Annotated in this window: 18 protein-coding genes and 1 pseudogene; 11 read left to right on the top strand and 8 right to left on the bottom strand. The window is 73.3% G+C overall.

Annotated elements, in window-relative coordinates:
- Positions 1–237: 237 nt before the first annotated feature.
- The gene (locus tag ACFV4P_RS31570) at positions 238–1,470 is read right to left on the bottom strand and encodes an erythromycin esterase family protein (RefSeq protein ID WP_380476902.1); all 1,233 of its coding nucleotides are present in this window, start codon (positions 1,468–1,470) and stop codon (positions 238–240) included.
- A gap of 78 nt (positions 1,471–1,548) precedes the next feature.
- Here ACFV4P_RS31570 and ACFV4P_RS31565 point away from each other — a divergent pair, with 78 nt between their 5' ends.
- Positions 1,549–2,247, top strand: coding sequence for a MerR family DNA-binding transcriptional regulator (locus ACFV4P_RS31565; protein ID WP_380476901.1), 699 nt, complete (start codon positions 1,549–1,551; stop codon positions 2,245–2,247).
- Here the strand turns inward: ACFV4P_RS31565 and ACFV4P_RS31560 are convergent.
- Positions 2,238–3,833, bottom strand: a complete 1,596-nt coding sequence (locus tag ACFV4P_RS31560) for an amidohydrolase (RefSeq protein WP_380476900.1) — start codon at positions 3,831–3,833, stop codon at positions 2,238–2,240. The two genes, ACFV4P_RS31565 and ACFV4P_RS31560, sit on opposite strands and share 10 nt — an antisense overlap.
- Before the next feature lie 42 nt (positions 3,834–3,875).
- The gene (locus tag ACFV4P_RS31555; protein ID WP_380476899.1) at positions 3,876–5,363 is read right to left on the bottom strand and encodes an APC family permease; all 1,488 of its coding nucleotides are present in this window, start codon (positions 5,361–5,363) and stop codon (positions 3,876–3,878) included.
- A gap of 188 nt (positions 5,364–5,551) precedes the next feature.
- Between ACFV4P_RS31555 and ACFV4P_RS31550 the strand changes: the two genes are divergently transcribed.
- The gene (locus ACFV4P_RS31550) at positions 5,552–6,148 is read left to right on the top strand and encodes a TetR/AcrR family transcriptional regulator (RefSeq protein WP_380476898.1); all 597 of its coding nucleotides are present in this window, start codon (positions 5,552–5,554) and stop codon (positions 6,146–6,148) included.
- A 195-nt stretch (positions 6,149–6,343) separates the two neighbouring features.
- Positions 6,344–7,558, top strand: coding sequence for a beta-ketoacyl-[acyl-carrier-protein] synthase family protein (locus ACFV4P_RS31545; protein WP_380476897.1), 1,215 nt, complete (start codon positions 6,344–6,346; stop codon positions 7,556–7,558).
- A 49-nt stretch (positions 7,559–7,607) separates the two neighbouring features.
- Here the strand turns inward: ACFV4P_RS31545 and ACFV4P_RS31540 are convergent.
- Positions 7,608–7,871: pseudogene (locus ACFV4P_RS31540) on the bottom strand (ADP-ribosylglycohydrolase family protein); the annotation flags it as partial.
- Positions 7,872–7,954: 83 nt separating this feature from the next.
- On the opposite strand from ACFV4P_RS31540, the gene ACFV4P_RS31535 reads away from it, so the two are divergent.
- Both ACFV4P_RS31535 and ACFV4P_RS31530 read left to right on the top strand, forming a co-directional pair.
- Entirely contained in the window at positions 7,955–9,124 is a 1,170-nt protein-coding gene (locus ACFV4P_RS31535; RefSeq protein WP_380476896.1) for a methyltransferase, read from the top strand.
- A 201-nt stretch (positions 9,125–9,325) separates the two neighbouring features.
- The gene (locus ACFV4P_RS31530; RefSeq protein ID WP_380476895.1) at positions 9,326–10,273 is read left to right on the top strand and encodes a rhomboid family intramembrane serine protease; all 948 of its coding nucleotides are present in this window, start codon (positions 9,326–9,328) and stop codon (positions 10,271–10,273) included.
- 7 nt (positions 10,274–10,280) lie between these two features.
- Here ACFV4P_RS31530 and ACFV4P_RS31525 read toward each other — a convergent pair whose 3' ends face one another.
- Positions 10,281–11,651 carry a PLP-dependent aminotransferase family protein gene (locus tag ACFV4P_RS31525; RefSeq protein ID WP_380476894.1) on the bottom strand — a complete coding sequence of 457 codons (1,371 nt, stop codon included), beginning with the start codon at positions 11,649–11,651 and terminating at the stop codon, positions 10,281–10,283.
- A gap of 129 nt (positions 11,652–11,780) precedes the next feature.
- Between ACFV4P_RS31525 and ACFV4P_RS31520 the strand changes: the two genes are divergently transcribed.
- The 3 genes from ACFV4P_RS31520 to ACFV4P_RS31510 all read left to right on the top strand — a co-directional run bounded on the left by ACFV4P_RS31520 (position 11,781) and on the right by ACFV4P_RS31510 (position 14,794).
- Positions 11,781–12,689, top strand: a complete 909-nt coding sequence (locus ACFV4P_RS31520) for a DMT family transporter (RefSeq protein WP_380476893.1) — start codon at positions 11,781–11,783, stop codon at positions 12,687–12,689.
- Positions 12,690–12,802: 113 nt separating this feature from the next.
- Complete coding sequence (locus ACFV4P_RS31515) at positions 12,803–13,639, top strand: polysaccharide deacetylase family protein (protein ID WP_073817226.1); 837 nt, start codon at positions 12,803–12,805, stop codon at positions 13,637–13,639.
- 159 nt (positions 13,640–13,798) lie between these two features.
- Positions 13,799–14,794, top strand: a complete 996-nt coding sequence (locus ACFV4P_RS31510) for a ketopantoate reductase family protein (protein WP_380476892.1) — start codon at positions 13,799–13,801, stop codon at positions 14,792–14,794.
- A gap of 62 nt (positions 14,795–14,856) precedes the next feature.
- On the opposite strand, the gene ACFV4P_RS31505 is transcribed toward ACFV4P_RS31510, so the two are convergent.
- Positions 14,857–15,675 carry an SDR family NAD(P)-dependent oxidoreductase gene (locus ACFV4P_RS31505; protein WP_380476891.1) on the bottom strand — a complete coding sequence of 273 codons (819 nt, stop codon included), beginning with the start codon at positions 15,673–15,675 and terminating at the stop codon, positions 14,857–14,859.
- A gap of 236 nt (positions 15,676–15,911) precedes the next feature.
- Between ACFV4P_RS31505 and ACFV4P_RS31500 the strand changes: the two genes are divergently transcribed.
- Positions 15,912–16,775, top strand: a complete 864-nt coding sequence (locus tag ACFV4P_RS31500) for a 3-hydroxybutyryl-CoA dehydrogenase (protein ID WP_380476890.1) — start codon at positions 15,912–15,914, stop codon at positions 16,773–16,775.
- An 81-nt stretch (positions 16,776–16,856) separates the two neighbouring features.
- Here ACFV4P_RS31500 and ACFV4P_RS31495 read toward each other — a convergent pair whose 3' ends face one another.
- Both ACFV4P_RS31495 and ACFV4P_RS31490 read right to left on the bottom strand, forming a co-directional pair.
- The gene (locus ACFV4P_RS31495) at positions 16,857–17,246 is read right to left on the bottom strand and encodes a hypothetical protein (RefSeq protein ID WP_380476889.1); all 390 of its coding nucleotides are present in this window, start codon (positions 17,244–17,246) and stop codon (positions 16,857–16,859) included.
- 180 nt (positions 17,247–17,426) lie between these two features.
- Positions 17,427–18,242, bottom strand: coding sequence for a chitosanase (locus ACFV4P_RS31490; protein ID WP_380476888.1), 816 nt, complete (start codon positions 18,240–18,242; stop codon positions 17,427–17,429).
- Positions 18,243–18,499: 257 nt separating this feature from the next.
- On the opposite strand from ACFV4P_RS31490, the gene ACFV4P_RS31485 reads away from it, so the two are divergent.
- Positions 18,500–18,988, top strand: coding sequence for a GNAT family N-acetyltransferase (locus tag ACFV4P_RS31485; RefSeq protein WP_380476887.1), 489 nt, complete (start codon positions 18,500–18,502; stop codon positions 18,986–18,988).
- A 151-nt stretch (positions 18,989–19,139) separates the two neighbouring features.
- Positions 19,140–19,529, top strand: a complete 390-nt coding sequence (locus tag ACFV4P_RS31480; protein WP_380476886.1) for a hypothetical protein — start codon at positions 19,140–19,142, stop codon at positions 19,527–19,529.
- The last annotated feature ends 139 nt before the right edge of the window (positions 19,530–19,668 follow it).

Genomic DNA, 19,668 nt, shown 5'->3' with positions numbered 1-19,668 from the left:
GCCCACCCGCCGCCACGCATTACCCCTCGCCCGGAGGTCGGGGTGCCCGCGCGCGGCCCCGCCTGCCGAACTCCTCCGCCGCGAGCACGCCGATCGCCGTTCCCGCCCTTCGCACGCCCGCCCTCCCCAACACCCGCCGCGCGGCCCGACGCCCGCCAGCCTCCCCGGCTCCTGCCGGGCCTCAATAACACCCGATCGGCCCGGCAAGCCGCGGCCCGGCCGCCGCCCCGCGGGTCTTCACCCGCCGCCGAACATCCCCGCCTGTCGGGGGATCTCCCGTACGAACACGACCCCGTCCACCGACCCCAGCGTCTCCGGGTCGAGCCCGATGTACGTGTGGTCCGCCGGTACTCGCGGCATCACCGTCCCGGCCGTCGCCGAAGCCAGCAGGCGCGGGTCGAGGACCGCGCGGGCTTCGCCGAGGGCCGCGAGCCGGCCCTCCAGCGTGTCGGGGGCGGGGTGGTCGTCGGGTGCCCGGTGGCCGAACGCGGTGGCGACGAACGCGTAGCCCTCGCCGAGGCGGTCGGCGAGCAGGGAGCCGGCGCTCCACCAGCGCAGCTCGCCGGTGCCGAGCGGGATGCGGGCGGCCTCGCGCTGCAGGTGGCGGTGGTGGGCGAAGACCAGTGTGGGGCCGCGCCGCGCCTCGCGTCGGGTGAGCGCTTCGAGATTGTCGGCGATCATCAGACCCCGTTGCCGCATCAGCGAGTTGAAGCGGTCCGAACCGGTGTCCGCCATCGCCGCGTGGTACCGCAGCAACCCGGTCGCGGTCCGCGCGTCCACCTGCGCCCGCCAGTACGCCTCGGGGTCCGCCTCCGCCGCGAACTGCGGCCCGTTCGCCGCGATCAGCGCCGCCAACTCGTCGGCGATCAGCCGCAGTTGAAGCGCGTCGTCGGTCCGCCCCACCGATCGCCCGGGGTCGAAGGAGGCCGCCGGCTCGGTCCACCGCCCGTCCGGCCCGCATACGTCCGCCAACTCCTCCTCCCCCACCGGCAGTTCAACTGCCAGGTGGGCCGCCAGGAAGTCCCGCAGTCGCATCAGCGGGGGCCCGGGCGCCGCCGCGCCGGTCATCTCCAGCGGACCGTCCGCCCCGTAGAACCGCAGCCGTTCCTCCCCCGCCCCCAGCGCGCCGTTGAACTCCCGCATCCACCGGACCAGTTCGCGGTTGCCCGCGAACTCGCCGAAGCCGTGGCTGAATCCTTCCCACACCACCGTGTCGAGTTCGCCCTCCGCGCCGGCCGCGTAGGCGTCCACGTCGAGCGCCGCCAGGCAGTCGCTCTCCACGGCGATCGACCGGTAGCCGTGTTCGACGACCAGGTGCCGGAAGAGTTCGTTGCGGAGGTCGAGGAACGCCTCGACGCCGTGGGTGGGTTCGCCCAGGGCCAGCACCCTGGTGCCGGGCGGGAGGAGGTCGGTGACGGCGGACGGCGAGAAGGGACGAGCAGCGTCCCGGAGCGCGGGCGAGACAGTCATGACTTCCACCGTATCGTTGAAGTGACGATGTAAACTTTTCCGCTCTCACCCCGAGAATCGAGCAGAAAAGTCTCCATCATGGCGCTACGGCCGATCGATCTGGCCCGGGAGCACGGCCTGTCCACCCAGGCGGTGCGCAACTACGAGGAGGCGGGCATCCTGCCGCCCGCCGAGCGGTCCCCGCACGGGTACCGGCAGTACGGCGAGCGGCACGCCGCCGCGCTCCGCGCCTTCCTGGCGCTGCTGCCGGGGCACGGCCACCGCGCCGCCGCCGCCATCCTGTGCGCCGTCAACGCCGGGCAGCCGGACGAGGCACTGCGGCTGATCGACGACAGCCATGCCCTCCTCGCCGAGGACCGCCGCACCCTGGACGCGGTCCGCACCGCCCTCCAGCACCTTCCGGCCGACCGATCCCAGTCCGTCGAGGCCGAGTTCACCCACATCGGCCCGGTCGCCCACCGGCTCGGGCTGCACCCGGCCACCCTCCGCGAGTGGGAGCGTGCCGGGCTGGTCACCCCGTCCCGGGACGCCCGCACCGGCTACCGGACGTACACTCCCGGCCAGGTCCGCGAGCTGCAGATCGCCGAGCAACTCCGGCGCGGCGGGCACGACTTGGCCCGCACCGCGGAGATCCTCCACCGCCTGCGCACCGCCGGCCACCCGGACGCCCTCCGCCCCACCCTCGCCGCCTGGCAGCACCGCCTCACCACCCGCGCCCGCGCCCTCCTCGCGGGCGCGGCAGCGCTCCACTCCTACCTGGAGGCTGTTCAGACCTGACGGTTCGTCACCACGCCGCCCGACATGGTCAGCGGCACGGTGCTGGTCGCGAACTCGTCGGCCGGTGCGGTCAGCGGGTCGAGGGCGAAGGCGCTGAGGTCGGCGCGCAGGCCGGGGGCGATCCGGCCGGTACGGTCGAACTCGCCTGCGGCGCGCGCCGCGTGGGTGGTGTAGCCCTCCAGGGCCATCAGCGCGGTGAGGGCCTGCTCGGGGACGACGGGCGCGGTGTCGGTGCCGGCGTGGCGGCGCAGCTGCGCGTAGGCGAGGACGCCGCGCGGGTCGTGGTGGGCGATCGGCCAGTCGGAGCCGAGCGCGAGGGTCGCGCCGGTGTCGCGCAGGGTGCGGCAGATCCAGGCGCGTTCGGCGCGTTCGACGCCGAGGCGGGTGGACCAGGCGTCGGTGTGGTCGGCCCGGGTGTACGCGGAGTGGGTGGGCTGCATCGACGCGTGGACACCCAACTCGGCGAAGCGCCGGGCCTGTTCGTCGCCGAGCGTCTCGATGTGCTCGATCCGGTGCCGGCCCCGGGCGGTGTACGGCAGGCCGGCGATGGTGTCGAGGACGTGGCGCACGCCCGCGTCGCCGATGGCGTGGGTCGCGGTGCGCACCCCGTACGCGTCCAACCGCCGGACGACGTCGGTGTATTCGGCGGGGTCGAGCCAGAGCGCGGCGGTTCCCTCGCCGTGGCAGTCGGGGCGTTCCAGCCAGGCTGAGCCGCCCTCGACGGTGCCGTCCATGAAGAGCTTCACGCCGCCGACCAGCCAGTTGCGGCCGGACTCGCCCTGGAGGTCGGCGAGTTGGCGCAGGTCGGCGGCGCTCGCTCCGGGCATGCACCAGGGGGCGATGCGCAGCCGCAGCGGCAGGTGGCGGTCGGCCTCGATGGCGCGGACCAGGTCGAGGATGTCGCCGCCGGCGTCCATCACGTGCGCGCCGGCCAGGCCCCCGGCGGCCATCTCCAGCAGCAACTCGTGGAGGGCGTCCCGGCGTTCGGCGAGCGGGCGGCTGGGCAGGACGGCGTCGACCAGGTCCATCGCGGCGTGCTCGATCAGGTGGCCGGTGGGGGTGCCGTCGGGGTCGCAGACCACGGTGGCACGCTGGGCGAACTCGCGCGGCCCGGTGATGCCGGCGGCGCGCAGCGCGGCGCCGGTGGCGAGCGCGGAGTGGCCGTCGTAGAGGCGGACGAAGGCGGGCACCTCGGGGCCGAGGACGTCCTCGATCAGGGCGCGGTGCACGGGCCGGCCGCCGAACACGTTGTGGTCGAGGTTCCAGGCGAGCACCCAGCCGTCGAGGCGTTCGGCGCGGGCGAGGGCGGCGCGCAGCGCGTCGAGGTCCTGGACGTCGGACAGGTCGACGCCGTCGGAGAGTTCGAGTCCGAACGCGGGGTGGCTGTGCCCGTCGACCAGGCCGGGGACGAGGACGGCGTCGCCGAGGTCGATGGTCTCGGTGCCGGGTCCGGCCCAGTCGCGGGCGTCGGCGGCGTCGCCGACGGCGGCGATCAGCCCGTTCTCGACGGCGACGGCGGTGACGGCGGGGTGGGCGGCGTCGAGGGTGTGGACGGTGCGGGCGAGGACGATGATGTCGGGCGACATGGCGTGCTCCTGAGGGTGCGGGGGGTGCGGTTCGAGTCTGGGTCAGGCGGCGCTGCGCACGGGGAGGTCGGCCGCGGACGGCGCGTCCGGGGCCGCCTCCGACGGCGGTTCGGCGGCGAAGGCCGCGTACACCTCCGGCCGCCGGGAGCGGGTGCGCAGCGCGTACAGCACGCCGGCGGCGAAGACGGCGGGGACGACGGCGATCAGGACGCGGTTGACGGTGTCGGACGCGCCGGTGAGCAGCTCGATGTGGTCGATCACCAGCCACAGCGCGGCGGCCAGCAGCAGCGCGGCGACGACCGGCGCGACGACGGTGCGCAGCACGCCCTCGCCGTGGCTGCGGCGGCGGAACCAGCAGGGGACGGCGATCGCGGCCAGCAGTTGGAGCGCGACCAGGGACAGCATGCCGGGGGTGTTCACCCAGAGCAGCAGCTGCCGGTAGGGGTCCGCCCCGGCGGCGGCGAAGAGTGCGACGACGAGCAGTCCGAGCAGGGTCTGCGCGATCCCGGCGACGTACGGGGAGCGGTGCCGGGGGTGGATCCGGCCGAGCGCGCGGGGCAGCAGGCCCTCCTCGGCGAGGGCGAGTCCGTAGCGGCTGGTGGCGTTGTGGAAGGCGAGCAGCGAGGCCAGGATGCTGGTGACGATCAGTACGTGCATCAGGTCCGCGGCCCAGCCGCCGACGTACTGGTCGATGGCGGTGAAGAACAGTCCGCCCGGGTCGTCGGCGGCGGCGGCCACGACCTCGGCGTCACCGTACGCCTGGATGACGGTCCACACCACGAAGGCGTAGAACAGGCCGAGGAAGGCGACGGCCAGGTAGGTGGCGCGCGGGACGGTGCGGTCGGGGTTCCGGGCCTCGCGGCGGTAGATGACGGTGGATTCGAAGCCGGTGAACGCGGCGAACGCCATCGCGAGGACGCCGGGCATGCCGCCGGTCAGCACGTTGCCGGGCGCGAACGACGCCAGGCTCAGGCCGTGCGCACCGCCCCTGAGCAGCACCGCGGCGGCCAGCAGCACCAGGATGCCGGTCTCGGCGAGCAGCAGGACGCCGAGCAGTTTCGCGCCGAAGTCGATCGAGCGGAAGCCGCCGTACCAGATGACGGCCAGTCCGATCAGTGCGGGCAGCAGCCACGGAACGTCGTGTCCGGTTAGCGCTTTCACGGTGTCGTGGGTGGCGGTGCCGAGCAGGCCGTACACGCCGATGTTCATGCCGAGGTAGCCGAGCAGGGCGAGCAGGGCGGCGCCGAATCCGGCGGGCCGGCCGAGGCCGCGGGTGATGTAGGCGTAGAAGCCGCCGGCGTTGCGGACGTGTCGGCTCATCGCGGTGAAGCCGACCGCGAAGACGGTCAGCGTGATGCCTGCGGCGAGGTAGCCGGCGGGGGCGCCGATGCCGCCGATCAGCAGGGCGAGCGGGGCGACGCCGGCCATCACGGTGAGCGGCGCGGCGGCGGAGACCACGAAGAAGGCGATGTCGGCGGTGCCGAGGCTGCCGCCGCGGAGGGTGGGCGCGGGGGCGGGGGTTTCGGTCATGGGGAACCCTTCAGGCGGCCGGCTGGTGGGGGTCCGGCTCCGGGGACCATAAACCTAAAGGTTGATGGTTTCCGTTGGTTTCGGCACCATAGCCCGGCCGACTACCCTCTGGGAAGACCCGATTTCCGAGGCGTTTCCCGAGGTCGGAACGGCAGTCTCGACGCACACCACACGAGAGGGGCACACCGGTGGGACGGCCCAGCAAGGCCCTGCTCGACCGCGAACGGATCGGCGCGACCGCACTCGCCCTGGTCGACGAGCACGGCGACTTCAGCGTCCCGCAGATCGCCCGCCGGCTCGGCGTGCAGACCGCCTCCGTCTACCACCACGTGGACGGCCGCACCGGCATCGTCGAACTCCTGCGCATCCAGATCGCCTCCGGGATCGACCTGACCGCACTCGATCTGCGCCCCTGGGACGCCGCCCTGGAGGCCTGGGCACGCTCCTACCGGGCCGCGTTCGCCGCCCACCCGCGCGCCATCCCGCTGTTGACGACCAGTCAGGTCGTCGCGCCCGAGGTGCTCGCCCACTACGAGCGGGCGGTCGCCCTGCTCGGCGAGGCCGGCTTCCCGCCGCCCACGGTGATGCCGCTGCTCACCGCCTTCGAGAGCCTCGTCCTCGGCTCCGCGCTCGACCTGGCCGCGCCCGCGACGGTCTGGGACACCGACGCCGACACCCCGCTGCTCGCCGCCGCCCTGGACGCCGCCGGCCCGGCCCGCGCCGACACCGCCTTCGACCTGGCCCTCGGCGCCCTCCTGGACCGCGCCCGCACGCTGCTCCCCTGACGCCCGGAGCCCGTCCGCCTTCCCGACGGACCGTCAGCTCAACCTGTCCGGTCCCTCCAAAATCGTCGGACCCGAATCAGTGCCGTCCGGTACCCGAACTCCCCCTTCCCGCTTGGCAGAGTGGCCGACATGGACCGACCCGGCCGACCGCCGGGCCGGCGTTCGTTGTGCCATTCACACAAAGGGAGCTCCACCGTGCGCATGGAAACCGACAGCGTCCTGGTCACCGGCCTCGGGGCCACCACGCCGCTCGGCGGCACCGCCCCGGCCACCTGGCAGGCGATGCGCGAGGGCCGCAACGGCATCCGGCCGATCGAACGCGACTGGCTGGCCGAACTGCCGATCCGGATCGCCGGGCAGCTCGCCGTCGAACCCTCCGAGGCACTCGACCGCATCGAGGCCCGACGCCTCGACCGCAGCGAGCAGTTGGCGCTGATCGCCGCCCGCGAGGCGTGGGCGGACGCCGGCCGGCCGGAGATCGACGGCGAACGGCTCGCCGTGGTGATCGGCACCGGCACCGGCGGCGCCGTGACCATGCTGGAGCAGGACGACATCCTGGAGCGCTCCGGCGTCCGCAAGGTCTCGCCGCACACCGTGCCGATGCTGATGGCGAACGGCCCGGCCGCCTGGGTGTCGATCGACCTCGGGGCCCGCGCGGGCGCCCACACGCCGGTCAGCGCCTGCGCGTCCGGCGCGGAGGCGGTCGCCCTCGGCCTGGACCTGATCCGCCTCGGCCGCGCCGACATGGTGATCGCGGGCGGCACCGAGGCCTGCCTGCACCCGCTGCCGCTGGCCGGGTTCGCCCAGGCCCGCGCGCACTCGCTGCGCAACCACGACCCCGAGCACGCCTCCCGCCCGTTCGACCTGGACCGGGACGGCTTCGTGATCGGCGAAGGCGCGGCCGTCCTGGTCCTGGAACGCGCCTCACTGCGCCCGGGCCGACGCTCCTACGCGACGCTCGCCGGGGCCGCCGTCACCTCCGACGCCCACCACATCACCGCCGGCCACCCGGACGGGCAGAGCCGCGCCGTGCGCCGCGCCCTCGCCGAGGCCGGCGTCGCCCCGGAGCGGATCGGCGTGGTGCACGCCCACGCCACCTCCACGCCCAAGGGCGACCTCACCGAGGCGGAGACCCTGGCACGGGTCTTCGGCCCGCACCGCCCCGCCGTCACCGCCACCAAGTCCATGACCGGCCACCTCTTCGGCGCCGCGGGCGCCCTCGCCGCCCTCGCCACCGCCTACTCCCTGCACGACCAGCTCGTCCCGCCGATCCGCAACCTCACCACCCCCGACCCCGCCGCCGACCTCGACCTGGTCACCACCGCCCGCCCGATCACCACCGACGCCGCCCTCACCAACGCCTTCGGCTTCGGCGGCCACAACGCGAGCCTGGTCTTCACCACCGACTGACACCCGCCCCGCCCGCCGCCGCCGCCTTCCCCGCCGTCGTCGAGTCCCGTCAGGGGCTCGTGGGGGCGCCACCCCGTCCCGCCACCCGTCCCGCCGCTTCCAGCGCCTCCGCCAGCGCCGCCAACTCCCCTGCCCCCAGCACCCGTCGGGTCGGCGGAAGCGGCACGTGCAGCACCGCCGCCCACTCCCCCGGGATCCCGTCGACGCCGTACACCGCACCCGCGAGCGCCCCGGTGACGGCGGCAACGGTGTCGGTGTCACCACCGAGATCGACAGCGGCCCGCAGCGCAGCGGGAAAGGAGACGGTGGTGCGCCCCCTGTCCCGCCGTCGCATGCCGCCCCTCGCCTCCGCCGCCGTCCGGCGGCCCTCGCCCCCTCCGATAGCCTGGGGGCACGATGAACGACTCTTTCACCACCGCCTGGGGCACTTTCGAGCTGGCCCGATTCCCGGAGAACCCGCGTGAGCAGCTGCGTGCCCGGGACGCCGCCGACGAGTACCTGCTGCGGTATCTGAAGGAGGGGCCCGAGGGCGCCGGCCCGGTGCCGCTGGACGGCGCGGTGACCGTCCTCGGCGACCGCTGGGGTGCGATCTCCGCGGCGCTCGCGGGGACGGCCGGCCCGCTGACGGCGATCACCGACTCGTACCTGTCCGCCCGCGCGATCACCGCGAACCTGGCCCGCAACGGCCTCGACCCGGCCCTGGTGGACGTCCGCACCACCCAGCAGGAACCCCCGCGGCGGATCGACGTACTGCTGGTCCGCGTGCCCAAGAGCCTGGCGCTGCTGGAGGACCAGCTGCACCGCCTCGCGCCCGCCCTGCACGAGAACACCGTCGTCCTCGGCACCGGCATGGTCACCGAGATCCACACCTCCACCCTCCAGCTGTTCGAGCGGATCCTCGGCCCGACCCGTACCTCGCTGGCCGTCCGCAAGGCCCGCCTGATCCACACCACCCCCGACCGGGCGCTGACTCCCCCGGCCAACCCGTGGCCGCTGCGCTACCGCCTCCCGGACGACATCGGCGTGCTGTCGGGCCGCCAGGTCGCCAACCAGGCGGGCGTGTTCTGCGCGGACCGCCTCGACATCGGCACCCGCTTCCTCCTCCAGCACCTGCCCGATCTGAGCGACGCCCGCCGCATCGTCGACCTCGGCTGCGGCAACGGCATCGTCGGCACCGCCGCCGCCCTGACCGCCCCGCACGCCGAACTCCTCTTCGTGGACGAGTCGTTCCAGGCCGTGGCCTCCGCCGAGGAGACCTTCCGCACCGCCCTCGGCCCGGACGCCCCCGCGGAGTTCCTGGTCGGCGACGCCCTCGCGGACATCCCGACCGCCTCCGTCGACGTGGTCCTGCTGAACCCCCCGTTCCACTCCCACCAGGCCACCACGGACGCCATCGCCTGGCGCATGTTCACCGGCGCCCGCCGCGTCCTGCGCCCCGGCGGCGAACTCCGCGTGGTCGGCAACCGCCACCTCGGCTACCACGTCAAACTCCGCCGCCTCTTCGGCAACTGCCGCACCGTGGCAGGCAGCCCGAAGTTCACCATCCTCAGCACCGTCCGCCGCTGACACCCGCCACAACCACCGGCCCGAGCCACGCCGCGACCGACAGCTGGTGAACCACCGCCCGCGCCCGTACCCGCCGTGAGGCGCACCAGGGCTGACGTCGCATCGACCCCCGGCGGTGTTCTAGGGTGAGCGCCGTTTCGTCGTGGACCATCGCCGTGGACGCCCCTCGGCCGAGCACCACTGCCCCGAGGAGGCCCCACCATGGACGCCGCACAGCCCGCCCCGGGAGCCCCGGCTCCTGAGGCTCCGTCACCGACCTGCTTCCGGCACTCCGACCGCGAGTCGTACGTGCGCTGCACCCGCTGCGACCGCAACGTCTGCCCGGACTGCCGGCGCGACGCCGCGGTCGGCTACCAGTGCGTGGAGTGCGTCAAGTCCGGCCACCAGAGCGTCCGGCAGGCCCGCACGGTGTTCGGCGGGCGGATCACCTCCCGGCCGTACGCCACCATCGCGCTGATCGTGCTGAACATCGCCGCGTACGTGCTCGAACTGGTCCGGCCGGGGATCGTCCCGCAGTTCGACATGCTCGGCGCGGGCTCGATACAGAACAACCCGAACGACGACCCGTTGGACCTCGCGACGATGTACCACCAGGCCGGCGTCGCGCACGGCGAGTGGTACCGGCTGCTGACCGGAACGTTCCTGCACCTGCAGCCGGACGCGTACACCGGCCTCGGCCCGATCGCGATCACCCACATCGTGTTCAACATGTACTGGCTGTGGACGCTCGGCCGGGTCGTCGAGGACCGTCTCGGCGTGCTGCGCTTCCTCGGCCTGTACCTGCTGGCCGCCCTCGGCAGCTCCACCCTGGTCTACCTGATCGCCCCGCACACCGAGACCCTCGGCGCGTCCGGCGCGGTCTTCGGCCTGGCCGGCGGCTACTGGATCCTCAGCCGCCGCCAGGGCTACGACCCGCTCGGCGGCAACCAACTGCTGGGCACCATGGTGCTGTGGATGGTGATCTCCGCAAGCATCACCTCCTGGCAGGGCCACCTCGGCGGCCTGCTCACCGGCATAGCCGCCGGCGCCGCGCTCGGCCTCGCCCCGCACCGACAGCGCGGCCTGGTCCAGGCCGTCTGCCTGTCCGCCGTGCTGCTCCTGCTCGCCACCCTGATCTACGCCGCCACCGGCCACCTCACCTCGATCTGACGCTCCGTCAACTCGCCTCCCGCACCGCCTCGCCGAGCAGCGCCGCCGCGTCCCGCAGCCGCTGCTCGACAACTCCCGCATACCCCACGGCAATTGCCGGACGCCCGGGCCCGAGCCGCCCGGGCCCGACCGTCGCCACCCGCACCCCCCGGCGCAGCGCCGCGTCCGCCACCGTCTGCTCGTCCACCCCGTCCGGCAGGTCCAGGTACAGGTGCAACCCGGCTGCCACGCCCCGCAGTTCGGCCTCCGACAGGTGCGTGCGCAGCGCCTCGACCAGGGCGTCCCGGCGGGCCCGGTAGCGCGGGCGGACGGTGCGCAGGTGACGGTCGTAGCCGCCGCTCTCCAGCAGGGCGGCGAAGGCGAGTTGGTCGATCGCGCCGGTACCGAGATCCGCGTACTGCTTGGCGTGCGCGAACTCCTCCCTCAGGTGCTCCGGCAGCACGGCCCAGCCCAGCCGCAGCCCGGGTGCCAGCGTCTTGCTGAGCGACCCCAGGTACACCGTCCGTTCCGGCGCCAACCCCTGGACGGCGCCCAGTGGTTCACGGTCGTACCGGAACTCGGCGTCGTAGTCGTCCTCGATCACCAGCCCGCCGGCCCGCGCCCACGCGGCGAGCTCGGTCCGCCGACGCGCCGAGAGCACGACCCCCGTCGGGTACTGGTGGGCCGGCGTCACCAGCACCGCCTGCGCCCCGCTCGCCGCCAACTCCCCCACCACCAGGCCCTCTTCGTCCACCCGGACGCCCACCGGCCGCACCCCGTGCGCCCGCAGCAGCTCCAGCGTGCCCGGCGAACCCGGGTCCTCCACCGCGATCCGACGCCGCCCGCCCGCCGCGAGCACCTGCAACAGCAACGCCAGTCCCTGCCCCACTCCACTCACCACCGCCACCCGCTCGGGCCGCGCCACCACCCCCCGCACCCGGCCCAGGTACGCCGCCAACTCCCCTCGCAGCAACGGGAGTCCGGCCGGATCCGGATATCCCAGCTCACTGTTGGCCGCCCCCTGCAAGGCCCGCCGCACCGCCGCCGCCCATGCCGCCCGCGGGAACGCCCCGAGGTCCGGGGTCCCCGGCTTCAGGTCGTACCGCCACTCGGCCGGCACCGCCCGCTCCACCCGCCCCGGCCCCGCCACCGCGACCCCCGCGGCGACCCGCGTCCCCGACCCGCGACGCCCCACCAGGTAACCCTCCGCGGCGAGTTGCTCGTACGCCTCCACCACGACGCCCCGCGACACCCCCAACTCCGCCGCCAACGCCCGGCTCCCCGGCAACCGCTCCCCCGCCCCCAACCGCCCCTCCCGCACGGCCTCCCGCAACCCCCGCACCACCCGCCCCACAAGCCCGTCCGCCCCGTCCCCCCACTCGATCAGCAACTCCCGCATGCCCCCATCATGGCGGACACCGGCAGGAGCCCGGCCCGGTCAGGGGCTCTCCCTCCCCCAAAGTGGTCCTCTCCAGCGGCCCGTCAGTGGCCCTGGGAACCGAACCACTTCCCCCCTAGCGTCGCAGTCATGCCCGTCACCACCCCTCGCGCCACCGGCACCCTGCAAGCCGCCGCCGCCATGACCCTTCTCGGCTGTTCCACCGGCGTCACCGCGACCTTCTCCTCCTACCCCGTCGCCGCCGGCCAGGCCCTCCGCTACGCTCTCGCCGCCGCCATCCTCCTCCCCCTCGTCCGCCGCCAACCAAGGCTCGCCACCCGCCCGACCCCCCGCGAGCTCGGGCTTCTCCTCGCCCTCTCCGCCACCGGCCTCTTCGCGTTCAACCTCCTCCTCGTCACCGCCCTGCGCCACACCGACCCCGCCGTCGTCGGCAGCATCGTCGGCGGCACGCCTCTCCTCATGGGCGTCCTCGGCCCGCTCCTCACCCGCCGCCGCCCCGCCGGACGCCTCCTTCTGGCCGCCGCCCTCGTCGTCCTCGGCGCCGCGCTCACCCAGGGCTTCGGCCACGGCGACACGACCGGCGTGCTGTGCGCCGCCGGAACGCTCCTCTGCGAGGCCGCGTTCTCCCTCCTCGCGGTGCCGCTCCTGCCACGTCTCGGCCCGGTCCGGGTCTCCGCGTACACCACCGCCCTCGCCGTCCCCCTGTTCGCCGTGACAGCCGCGGTCTCCTCCTCCCCCCTCCGTCTCCCGACCGTCGCCGAACTGCTCGCCCTGCTCTTCCTCGCCCTGCTGATGACCACCACCGCCTTCCTGCTCTGGTACTCGGCGCTGAGCCGTCTCACCCCGGAGCACGCCGGCCTGTTCGGCGGCCTGATCCCGCTCACCGCGACCCTGTCCGGCGCGGTCCTCACCTCCACCGCCCCCACCCCGCTCCAACTCCTCGGAGCCGCGCTCGTCACCGCCGCCCTCCTCCTCGGCCCGCCCCGCCCTGCCAAAGCCCTCGCCAAGACCCCCACCGAGGCCTCCGTCCCCACCTGACGCCCACCGCCCGCCCCTCCCCACCCATCCCCTCTCACCCCCGTCCACCCGTCCACCCGTCTGGGCGGCAACCGTTGTCGCACCGCCGAGGCCTCCGCATAGGGTGGGCCGCGATGACTCTCGACCGCCGCACTGTGCTGCGTTCCTCCGCCCGTCTGGCCGCGATCACCGCCACCGCCGGGCTCACCGCCACGTGCAGTCACGCCGCCGACCGGAACCATCACGGCACCGACTCCGTCGCCGCCCGCCCGCAGCCCTCCCACCTCGCCGAAAGCCCGTCCGCCGAACCCGAAGCCGGCACCGAACCCGCCGCCCCCTCCGCGTCCGCCCTGCCGCCGCTCGCCCCGGACACCCCGCAGGAGGTGATCAGCGGCCCGCACAGCCGTCCCCAACTCGCCCTGACCTTCCACGGCCAGGGCGACCCGGCCCTCGCGACGGCGCTGCTGGAGGCCGCCGAGGAGCACGGGGCGCGGCTGACTGTGCTGGTGGTGGGCAGTTGGCTGGACGAGCAGCCGCAGATGGCGCGGCGAATACTCGACGGCGGCCACGAACTCGGCAACCACACCCAGAACCACCTGGACATATCCTCGATGCGCCCGGAGCAGGCCCGCGACGAGATAGCCCAGTGCGCCGAACGCCTCCAACGCCTGACCGGATCGATAGGTCGCTGGTTCCGCCCGTCCGCCGCGCAATATGCGACACGAATGGTCAAGGAACAGGCACAGCAGGTCGGTTACGACCACATCCTGTCCTTCGACATCGACCCGCTCGACTACACCGACCCCGGCCCGGACACCATCACCAAACGGGTGCTCAACTCCGCGGCGGCCGGCTCGGTGGTCGCCCTCCACATGGACCACCAGGGCACCGTGACAGCCCTCCCCGCCGTCCTCGACGGACTCACCGCCAAGGGCCTGCACGCAGTGACCGCCTCCGAACTCTGCTCCTAGCAGCCCGCCCCAGCTCCCTTCACCTCCCCTCAGCTCCCCTCAACTCCCCACCCCCGCACACTCTGCTCGTAGCAGACCCCCTCAACTCCCCACCCCCGCACACTCTGCTCGTAGCAGACCCCCTCAACTCCCCTCCCCCGCACGTGCGATGCTCGACCCATGCGCTATCTCTTCCTCGGCGCCGGCGCGGTCGGCGGCACCATCGGCGGACGTCTCCACCAGAGCGGCCACGACGTGGTCCTGGTCGCCCGCGGCCCGCACCTCGCGGCACTGCGCAAGGACGGCCTGCACCTGACCACCCCGGACGGCGCGCACCGGCTGCCCGTCCCGGCGATCGGCGGGCCGGAGGAGATCGAGCTGCGGCCGGACGACGTCCTGGTGCTGGCGGTGAAGACCCAGCACTCGGCGGAGCTGATCGACCAGTGGGCGCCCCGCCCGGTCGAGGGCGGCGGCACGGCGGGCGAGCGGCTGCCGCTGGTGTGCGCGCAGAACGGCGTGGAGAACGAACGCCTGGCGCTGCGCCGCTTCGCCCGGGTGTACGGGATGTGCGTGTGGCTGCCGTCCGCGCACCTGGAGCCGGGCCGGGTCTCGGCGGCGGGCGCACCGCGCACGGGCATGCTGCACCTGGGCCGCTTCCCGCACGGCACGGACGACCTCGCGGAGCGGATCTCGGCCGACCTCACCGCCTCGTTCTTCGACGCCCCGGTCACCGATCGGGTGATGGACTGGAAGTACGGAAAGCTGCTGAGCAACCTCCCGAACGCCCTGGAGGCGGTGGCAGGACCGATCGACGGCGAGCTGCGCATGCGGCTGTGGGAGCGCGGCCAGGCGGAGGGCCGGGCGGTCCTGGCGGCGGCGGGCATCGCCCACCCGTCGGAGGAGGAGCAGCGAGCCCGGCGCGGCGACCGGATGACGCTGATGCCGCTGCCCGGTGTGGAGCGCGGCGGCGGCTCGTCCTGGCAGAGTCTGGCGCGCGGCACCGGCGACATCGAGGCGGACTGGCTGAACGGCGAGATCGTCCTGCTCGGCCGCCTGCACGGCGTGCCGACGCCCCTCAACACCACCCTCCAACAGCTGGCGGGCGACTTCGCCCGCGAGGGCCGCCCGGCCGGTTCCCTCCCCGAATCCGACCTCGCCGCCCTGCTCGACCTCTAGAAACCGCCGACCGGAACCGTCAACCGACCACCAGCTCATCCGAGCACCAGCTCATCCGACCGTCAGCCCATCGGATCGTCCGCCCCGTACGCCCGCAGCCGCAGCGTGCGCGCGTCCACGGCCCGGATGGCCTCGGCGGCGGAGACCAGCGTCTCCAGGTTGTCCCGCCCGGCGTGCAGGAAGCGGCCGTGCAGCGCGTCGAACCGCCCCCGCGCGGCGTCCACCGTGACGGCGACCATGTACGGAATGGAGCCCCACGTCTTCCTGTCGTGGAACATCGGCATCCCTGCGGTCATCTCGGTCTCGACGGCGCCGGGGCTGATGTCGAGCACCACGATGCCGTGCTGCCCGACCGAGTCGGCGATGTTGTCGGAGAGCTGCAGCAGCGCGCCCTTGGACGTCGCGTACGCGGTGTAGTCGCCGTCGGGGCGCAGCGCGAATCCGCTGTTCAGGTTGACGACCCGGCCCCGTCCGCGTTCCACCATCCCGGGCAGCAGGTGCCGCAGCAGGTTGTAGGGGCCGCGCAGGTTGGTCTCGACGACCTGCCACCACTGGACGGGGTCGGTCTCCCAGATCGGCACTTCGGCGCGGTCGACCTGCCCGGCGTTGTTGACCAGCAGGTCGACGGGTCCGAGGTCGCGTTCGACGGCGCGGACGGCTTCGCGGACGGCGCCGGGGTTGCAGACGTCGGCGGTGACGGCGACGCCGCGCGACCCGTGCCGGACGCACTCCTTGAGGGTGTCGATCAGCGTCTGCTGGGTGCGTCCGAGCAGGCCGACGGCCATGCCCTCGGCGGCGAGGCCGATGGCGATCTCCCGGCCGATGCCGCGCCCGGCGCCGGTGACCAGTCCGACCTGTCCGGCGAGTGATCCGGTTCCCACCTGCCTGCTCCCTCCTGCGGATGGACGTTCGCATTCTGGTCCCGGCCGCGCGGCGGACGCGGGCGCACCGCCGACACTCACCCGATCGGTGGGGCGGGGCCGGGACCGGTCCGGGGTGAACGAGCGTTAAGGCAGGTAGTACCGTCGTCCGGGCGGACTGCCGGGCCCCGACCGGGGTGCGGTGGCCGTGACACCACCGGCTGGGTGACCCCCAGCTCCACGTGAAGGGCATCTGAGTGAGTGACATCGCGCGTGTCGGAGTAGTCGGCTGCGGCCTCATGGGGTCGGGCATCGCCGAGGTCTTCGCCCGTTCCGGCCTGGACGTGCTGGTCTCGGAGGCCAGTGGCGAGGCGCTGGAGCTGGGCCGGACCCGGCTGACCAACTCCCTGGAGACCGCCGTTCGACGCGGCAAGCTGACGGAGGAGCAGCGCGACGAGGCGCTGTCGCGGCTGGCGTTCACCACCGAACTGTCGGACTTCCACGACCGTGACCTGGTGGTCGAGGCGGTCGCGGAGCGCGAGGACATCAAGGTCAAGATCTTCCAGACGCTGGACCAGGTGGTGTCCCGCCGTGACGCGATCCTGGCGTCGAACACCTCCTCGATCCCGATCGTGAAGCTGGCGGCGGCGACCAGCCGCCCGGAGCAGGTGATCGGCCTGCACTTCTTCAACCCGGCGCCGGTGCAGAAGCTGGTCGAGGTCATCCCGACGCTGACCACCTCGGCGGAGACCACCACCCGCGCCGAGCAGTTCGCCGTCGAGGTGCTCGGCAAGGAGCCGATCCGGGCCCGCGACCGGGCCGGTTTCGTGGTCAACGCGCTGCTGGTGCCGTACCTGCTGTCGGCGGTGCGGATGTTCGAGTCGGGCGTGGCGACGGCCGCGGACATCGACAAGGGCATGGAGGCCGGCTGCGCCCACCCGATGGGCCCGCTGCGGCTGTGCGACCTGATCGGTCTGGACACCATCGTGTCGATCGCCGAGTCGATGTACGAGGAGTACAAGGAGCCGCTGTTCGCCGCCCCGCCGCTGCTGTCGCGGATGGTGGACGCGGGCCTGTTGGGCCGCAAGTCCGGCCGCGGCTTCTACGACTACACCGCCTGACCTTCCGCACCGCCCCTCGGCCGTCCCCTGCTTCCCGGCGGGCGACGGCCGAGGCCGTTCCGGGCCTTGCCGATCAGGGGGTCAGGGCGTGGCGTACCGCGCGATGTCGACGACCCGGCAGCTGACCGGGCCGTTCGGGTCTGCGGTGCCCTGGGCCTGTTCGAGGGCGTCCTGCGCGGGGGCGAGGGTGCTGGCGGCGGCGACGCCCTCGGTGACCTGGCGGCCGGAGCGGTCGAGGAAGGCGATCTGCACCACGTAGTTGCTGGTGGTGGCGGAGTGGTTGGTGATCCTGACGGTCGCGGCGGGCCAGTGCAGTTCGTCGTCGACGGCGCAGGCGGTCAGTTCGACGTCGCCGGCGGCCCGGTCGGCCTCGAACGCCAGGTCGCGCACGCCGCCGGCCGGTGCGCAGCCGGCCACCGCGAGGACGGCGGTCAGGCAGGCGGCGGCGACGACGGTCGCTCGGATGCGCATGGCTCCCCCTCGGAAACGGGCGCGGGTCGGGGCCGACGCTACCGACCGGCCGAGCCCCGACACCCCGGTTGTGTCCAAGTTGTAATAACCGTGCGCAGTAGGTGTGTTGACGAACCATCGACAATCGCGAGCGCCCGGCCCCGGCCAGCGCGGGAACCGGGCACGCGACCGACGGTGCGATCAGCTGTTGATCTGGTACGCGTCGCCGTAGACCTTCCACTTCAACGGCGGGTTCAGGTCGAAGTTCTTGGCGTTCAGGAACACCCGCTGCTCGGTGTCGACCCGGCTGGTGTCGGCGTGCGCCTCCTCCTGCTTCATGACCACCTTCCGGGCGTCCAGGAAGGCGTTCAGGTAGGTCGCCTCGTCGCCGCCCTGGGCGGGCGTCTTGGCCTTCTTCATGGCGGCCGCGCGAATGCCGCCGAAGGAGTCGGAGCTGGTGCCGGGGCCGTGCATCACGATCGCGTCGTAGTAGACGAACTGGCCGAGCGCGCGCAGCCCGTCGGTCTTGGCCTGCTTCACCGAGGGGTTGAAGTACACCCGGTCGCGCTCGTCGTTCTGCGCGGTCTGGAAGACGGTGTCCTTGGCGGCGGACTTCCAGTCGTTGACGAACGCGCTGCCGAGGCCGGAGTGCGACTCGCTGCCGTTGACCTTCTTCAGTGCGGGCAGGTACTTCGCCAGCACGTTGCCGGACTTGAGGTCGGTGTAATGCTGCACCAGCTCCAACATGTCGCCGGTGCCCGAGCAGAACCCGATGATCCCGGCCGTGTAGCCGCGCCCGTCGCCGATGTCCTCGATGTACCCGTACTGGGCCTTCCAGTCGAGCGAGGAGTTCTCCGCCGAGGAGACCAACTGCATGGCGATGTCCTTCTTGTGCGGGTCGTCCAGGCCCACGGACGCCGCGGCGGCGGTGCCCGTCCCGGCGGCGGCCAGGGTGAGCGGGAGGGCGGCGAACAGGACCGCGAGGGCGGCGCGGGTGGTGCGGTGCTTGGTCTGCATCTGACGCTCCGTCGGCCGGCTGCGGGCATGGGAGTGCCCGCAGGAGAGGGTTAGGAAAGTTTCCTAACCAGGATTGAAGCGAACGCCTCGCAGACCCGCAAGACGTCCGACCGGATCTGATGGGTACTCGCCGACAAAGCCGCCGGAACTCGCCCGCCGCCCCCACCGCGCCGCCCCGCGGCACAGCACGACACGCGACGCAGCACACGGCGGAAAACCGCTGGACCACCCGGCGCGGCACCGCCATGCTGTCCCGGATGATGATCCGCGACGCCACCCCCGAGGACTGGGCCGCCATCTGGCCGTTCTTCCGACGCATCGTCCGCGCCGGCGAGACCTTCACCTACCCGGTCGACCTCGACGCCGACACCGCCCGCGCCTGGTGGCTGCTGACGGCCCCCAACCGCACCGTCGTCGCCGTGGACGAGGACGGCGCCGTCCTCGGCACCGCCAAGATGAACAACAACCAGTGGGGCAACGGCGCGCACGTCGCCAGTGCCAGCTACCTGGTCGACCCCGACCACGCCGGCCGCGGCATCGGCCGCGCCCTGTGCGCGCACACCCTCGACTGGGCCCGCCAACAGGGCTTCCGCGCCATGCAGTTCAACGCCGTGGTCGCCACCAACACGCCCGCCGTGCGCCTGTACGAGTCCCTCGGGTTCACCGTCCTCGGCACCGTCCCGGAGGGCTTCCGCCACCCCGCCCACGGCCTCGTCGGACTGCACATCATGCACCGCCCGCTGTAACGCCCGCGGCCCACCCGGAAGCCACCGCCCGCCCGAACGGCGCCGCCCGCCCCAAAGCCGCCCACCGCGAAGCACCCGTCAACCGTGGTGTCCCGCACACCTTTTCGGGACCGAACCCGCCCCGCGCCGCCGTTCTGGCACAGTGTCCCCCATGCGATCCGTCATCACGCGAACCGCCCTGGGCTGCCTGGCCCTCGGTGTCGCCCTCACTCTCACCTCGTGCGACTTCCCGGGCACCGGCTCCAAGAGCAAGGCCAAGACGCCGGCCGCCGCGGAACCCTCGGACGACAACTGGGACCAGGCGATCGACGCCGAACTCAACATGCTCACCGGCCTGAAGGGCATCAACCCGGACCTGATCGACGATCAGCAGAAGGCGATCGACGCCGCCGCCGAGATCTGCAAGGAGATCAAGAAGCCCTCCGCCGACAGCGCGGGCCTCGGCGCCCTCGCCGTGAGCAAGTTCCCCGACGCCAAGGGCCTCACCCCCACGGACGGCGACAAGATCGTCACCGTCCTGAAGGACACCATCTGCAAGTAGCCCCACCTGCAATCAGCCCTGCCTGCAAGTAGCCCCGCCTGCCCACGGCCCGCCCGCAATCAGCCCCACCCGCAGGCAGCCCCACCCGCAGGCAGCCCCGCCCGCAGGCAGACACGACGGAGCCCCGCCGCGCCGCGAC

The organism is Kitasatospora sp. NPDC059795 (assembly GCF_042732175.1).
In the GTDB taxonomy this organism is placed as follows: Bacteria; Actinomycetota; Actinomycetes; order Streptomycetales; family Streptomycetaceae; genus Kitasatospora.
The sequence above is the reverse complement of the archived record's forward strand: the minus strand, read 5'-3'. Positions and strand labels throughout refer to the sequence as shown.

Excerpts from the sequence above, each read along its gene's own strand:
- ACFV4P_RS31565 (WP_380476901.1), top strand. The coding sequence starts at position 1,549 with ATGGCGCTACGGCCGATCGATCTGGCCCGGGAGCACGGCCTGTCCACC.
- ACFV4P_RS31520 (WP_380476893.1), top strand. The coding sequence starts at position 11,781 with ATGCCCGTCACCACCCCTCGCGCCACCGGCACCCTGCAAGCCGCCGCC.
- ACFV4P_RS31485 (WP_380476887.1), top strand. The coding sequence starts at position 18,500 with ATGATGATCCGCGACGCCACCCCCGAGGACTGGGCCGCCATCTGGCCG.
- ACFV4P_RS31495 (WP_380476889.1), bottom strand. The coding sequence starts at position 17,246 with ATGCGCATCCGAGCGACCGTCGTCGCCGCCGCCTGCCTGACCGCCGTC.
- ACFV4P_RS31510 (WP_380476892.1), top strand. The coding sequence starts at position 13,799 with ATGCGCTATCTCTTCCTCGGCGCCGGCGCGGTCGGCGGCACCATCGGC.
- ACFV4P_RS31490 (WP_380476888.1), bottom strand. The coding sequence starts at position 18,242 with ATGCAGACCAAGCACCGCACCACCCGCGCCGCCCTCGCGGTCCTGTTC.
- ACFV4P_RS31530 (WP_380476895.1), top strand. The coding sequence starts at position 9,326 with ATGGACGCCGCACAGCCCGCCCCGGGAGCCCCGGCTCCTGAGGCTCCG.
- ACFV4P_RS31480 (WP_380476886.1), top strand. The coding sequence starts at position 19,140 with ATGCGATCCGTCATCACGCGAACCGCCCTGGGCTGCCTGGCCCTCGGT.
- ACFV4P_RS31535 (WP_380476896.1), top strand. The coding sequence starts at position 7,955 with ATGAACGACTCTTTCACCACCGCCTGGGGCACTTTCGAGCTGGCCCGA.
- ACFV4P_RS31560 (WP_380476900.1), bottom strand. The coding sequence starts at position 3,833 with ATGTCGCCCGACATCATCGTCCTCGCCCGCACCGTCCACACCCTCGAC.
- ACFV4P_RS31555 (WP_380476899.1), bottom strand. The coding sequence starts at position 5,363 with ATGACCGAAACCCCCGCCCCCGCGCCCACCCTCCGCGGCGGCAGCCTC.
- ACFV4P_RS31515 (WP_073817226.1), top strand. The coding sequence starts at position 12,803 with ATGACTCTCGACCGCCGCACTGTGCTGCGTTCCTCCGCCCGTCTGGCC.
- ACFV4P_RS31570 (WP_380476902.1), bottom strand. The coding sequence starts at position 1,470 with ATGACTGTCTCGCCCGCGCTCCGGGACGCTGCTCGTCCCTTCTCGCCG.
- ACFV4P_RS31525 (WP_380476894.1), bottom strand. The coding sequence starts at position 11,651 with ATGCGGGAGTTGCTGATCGAGTGGGGGGACGGGGCGGACGGGCTTGTG.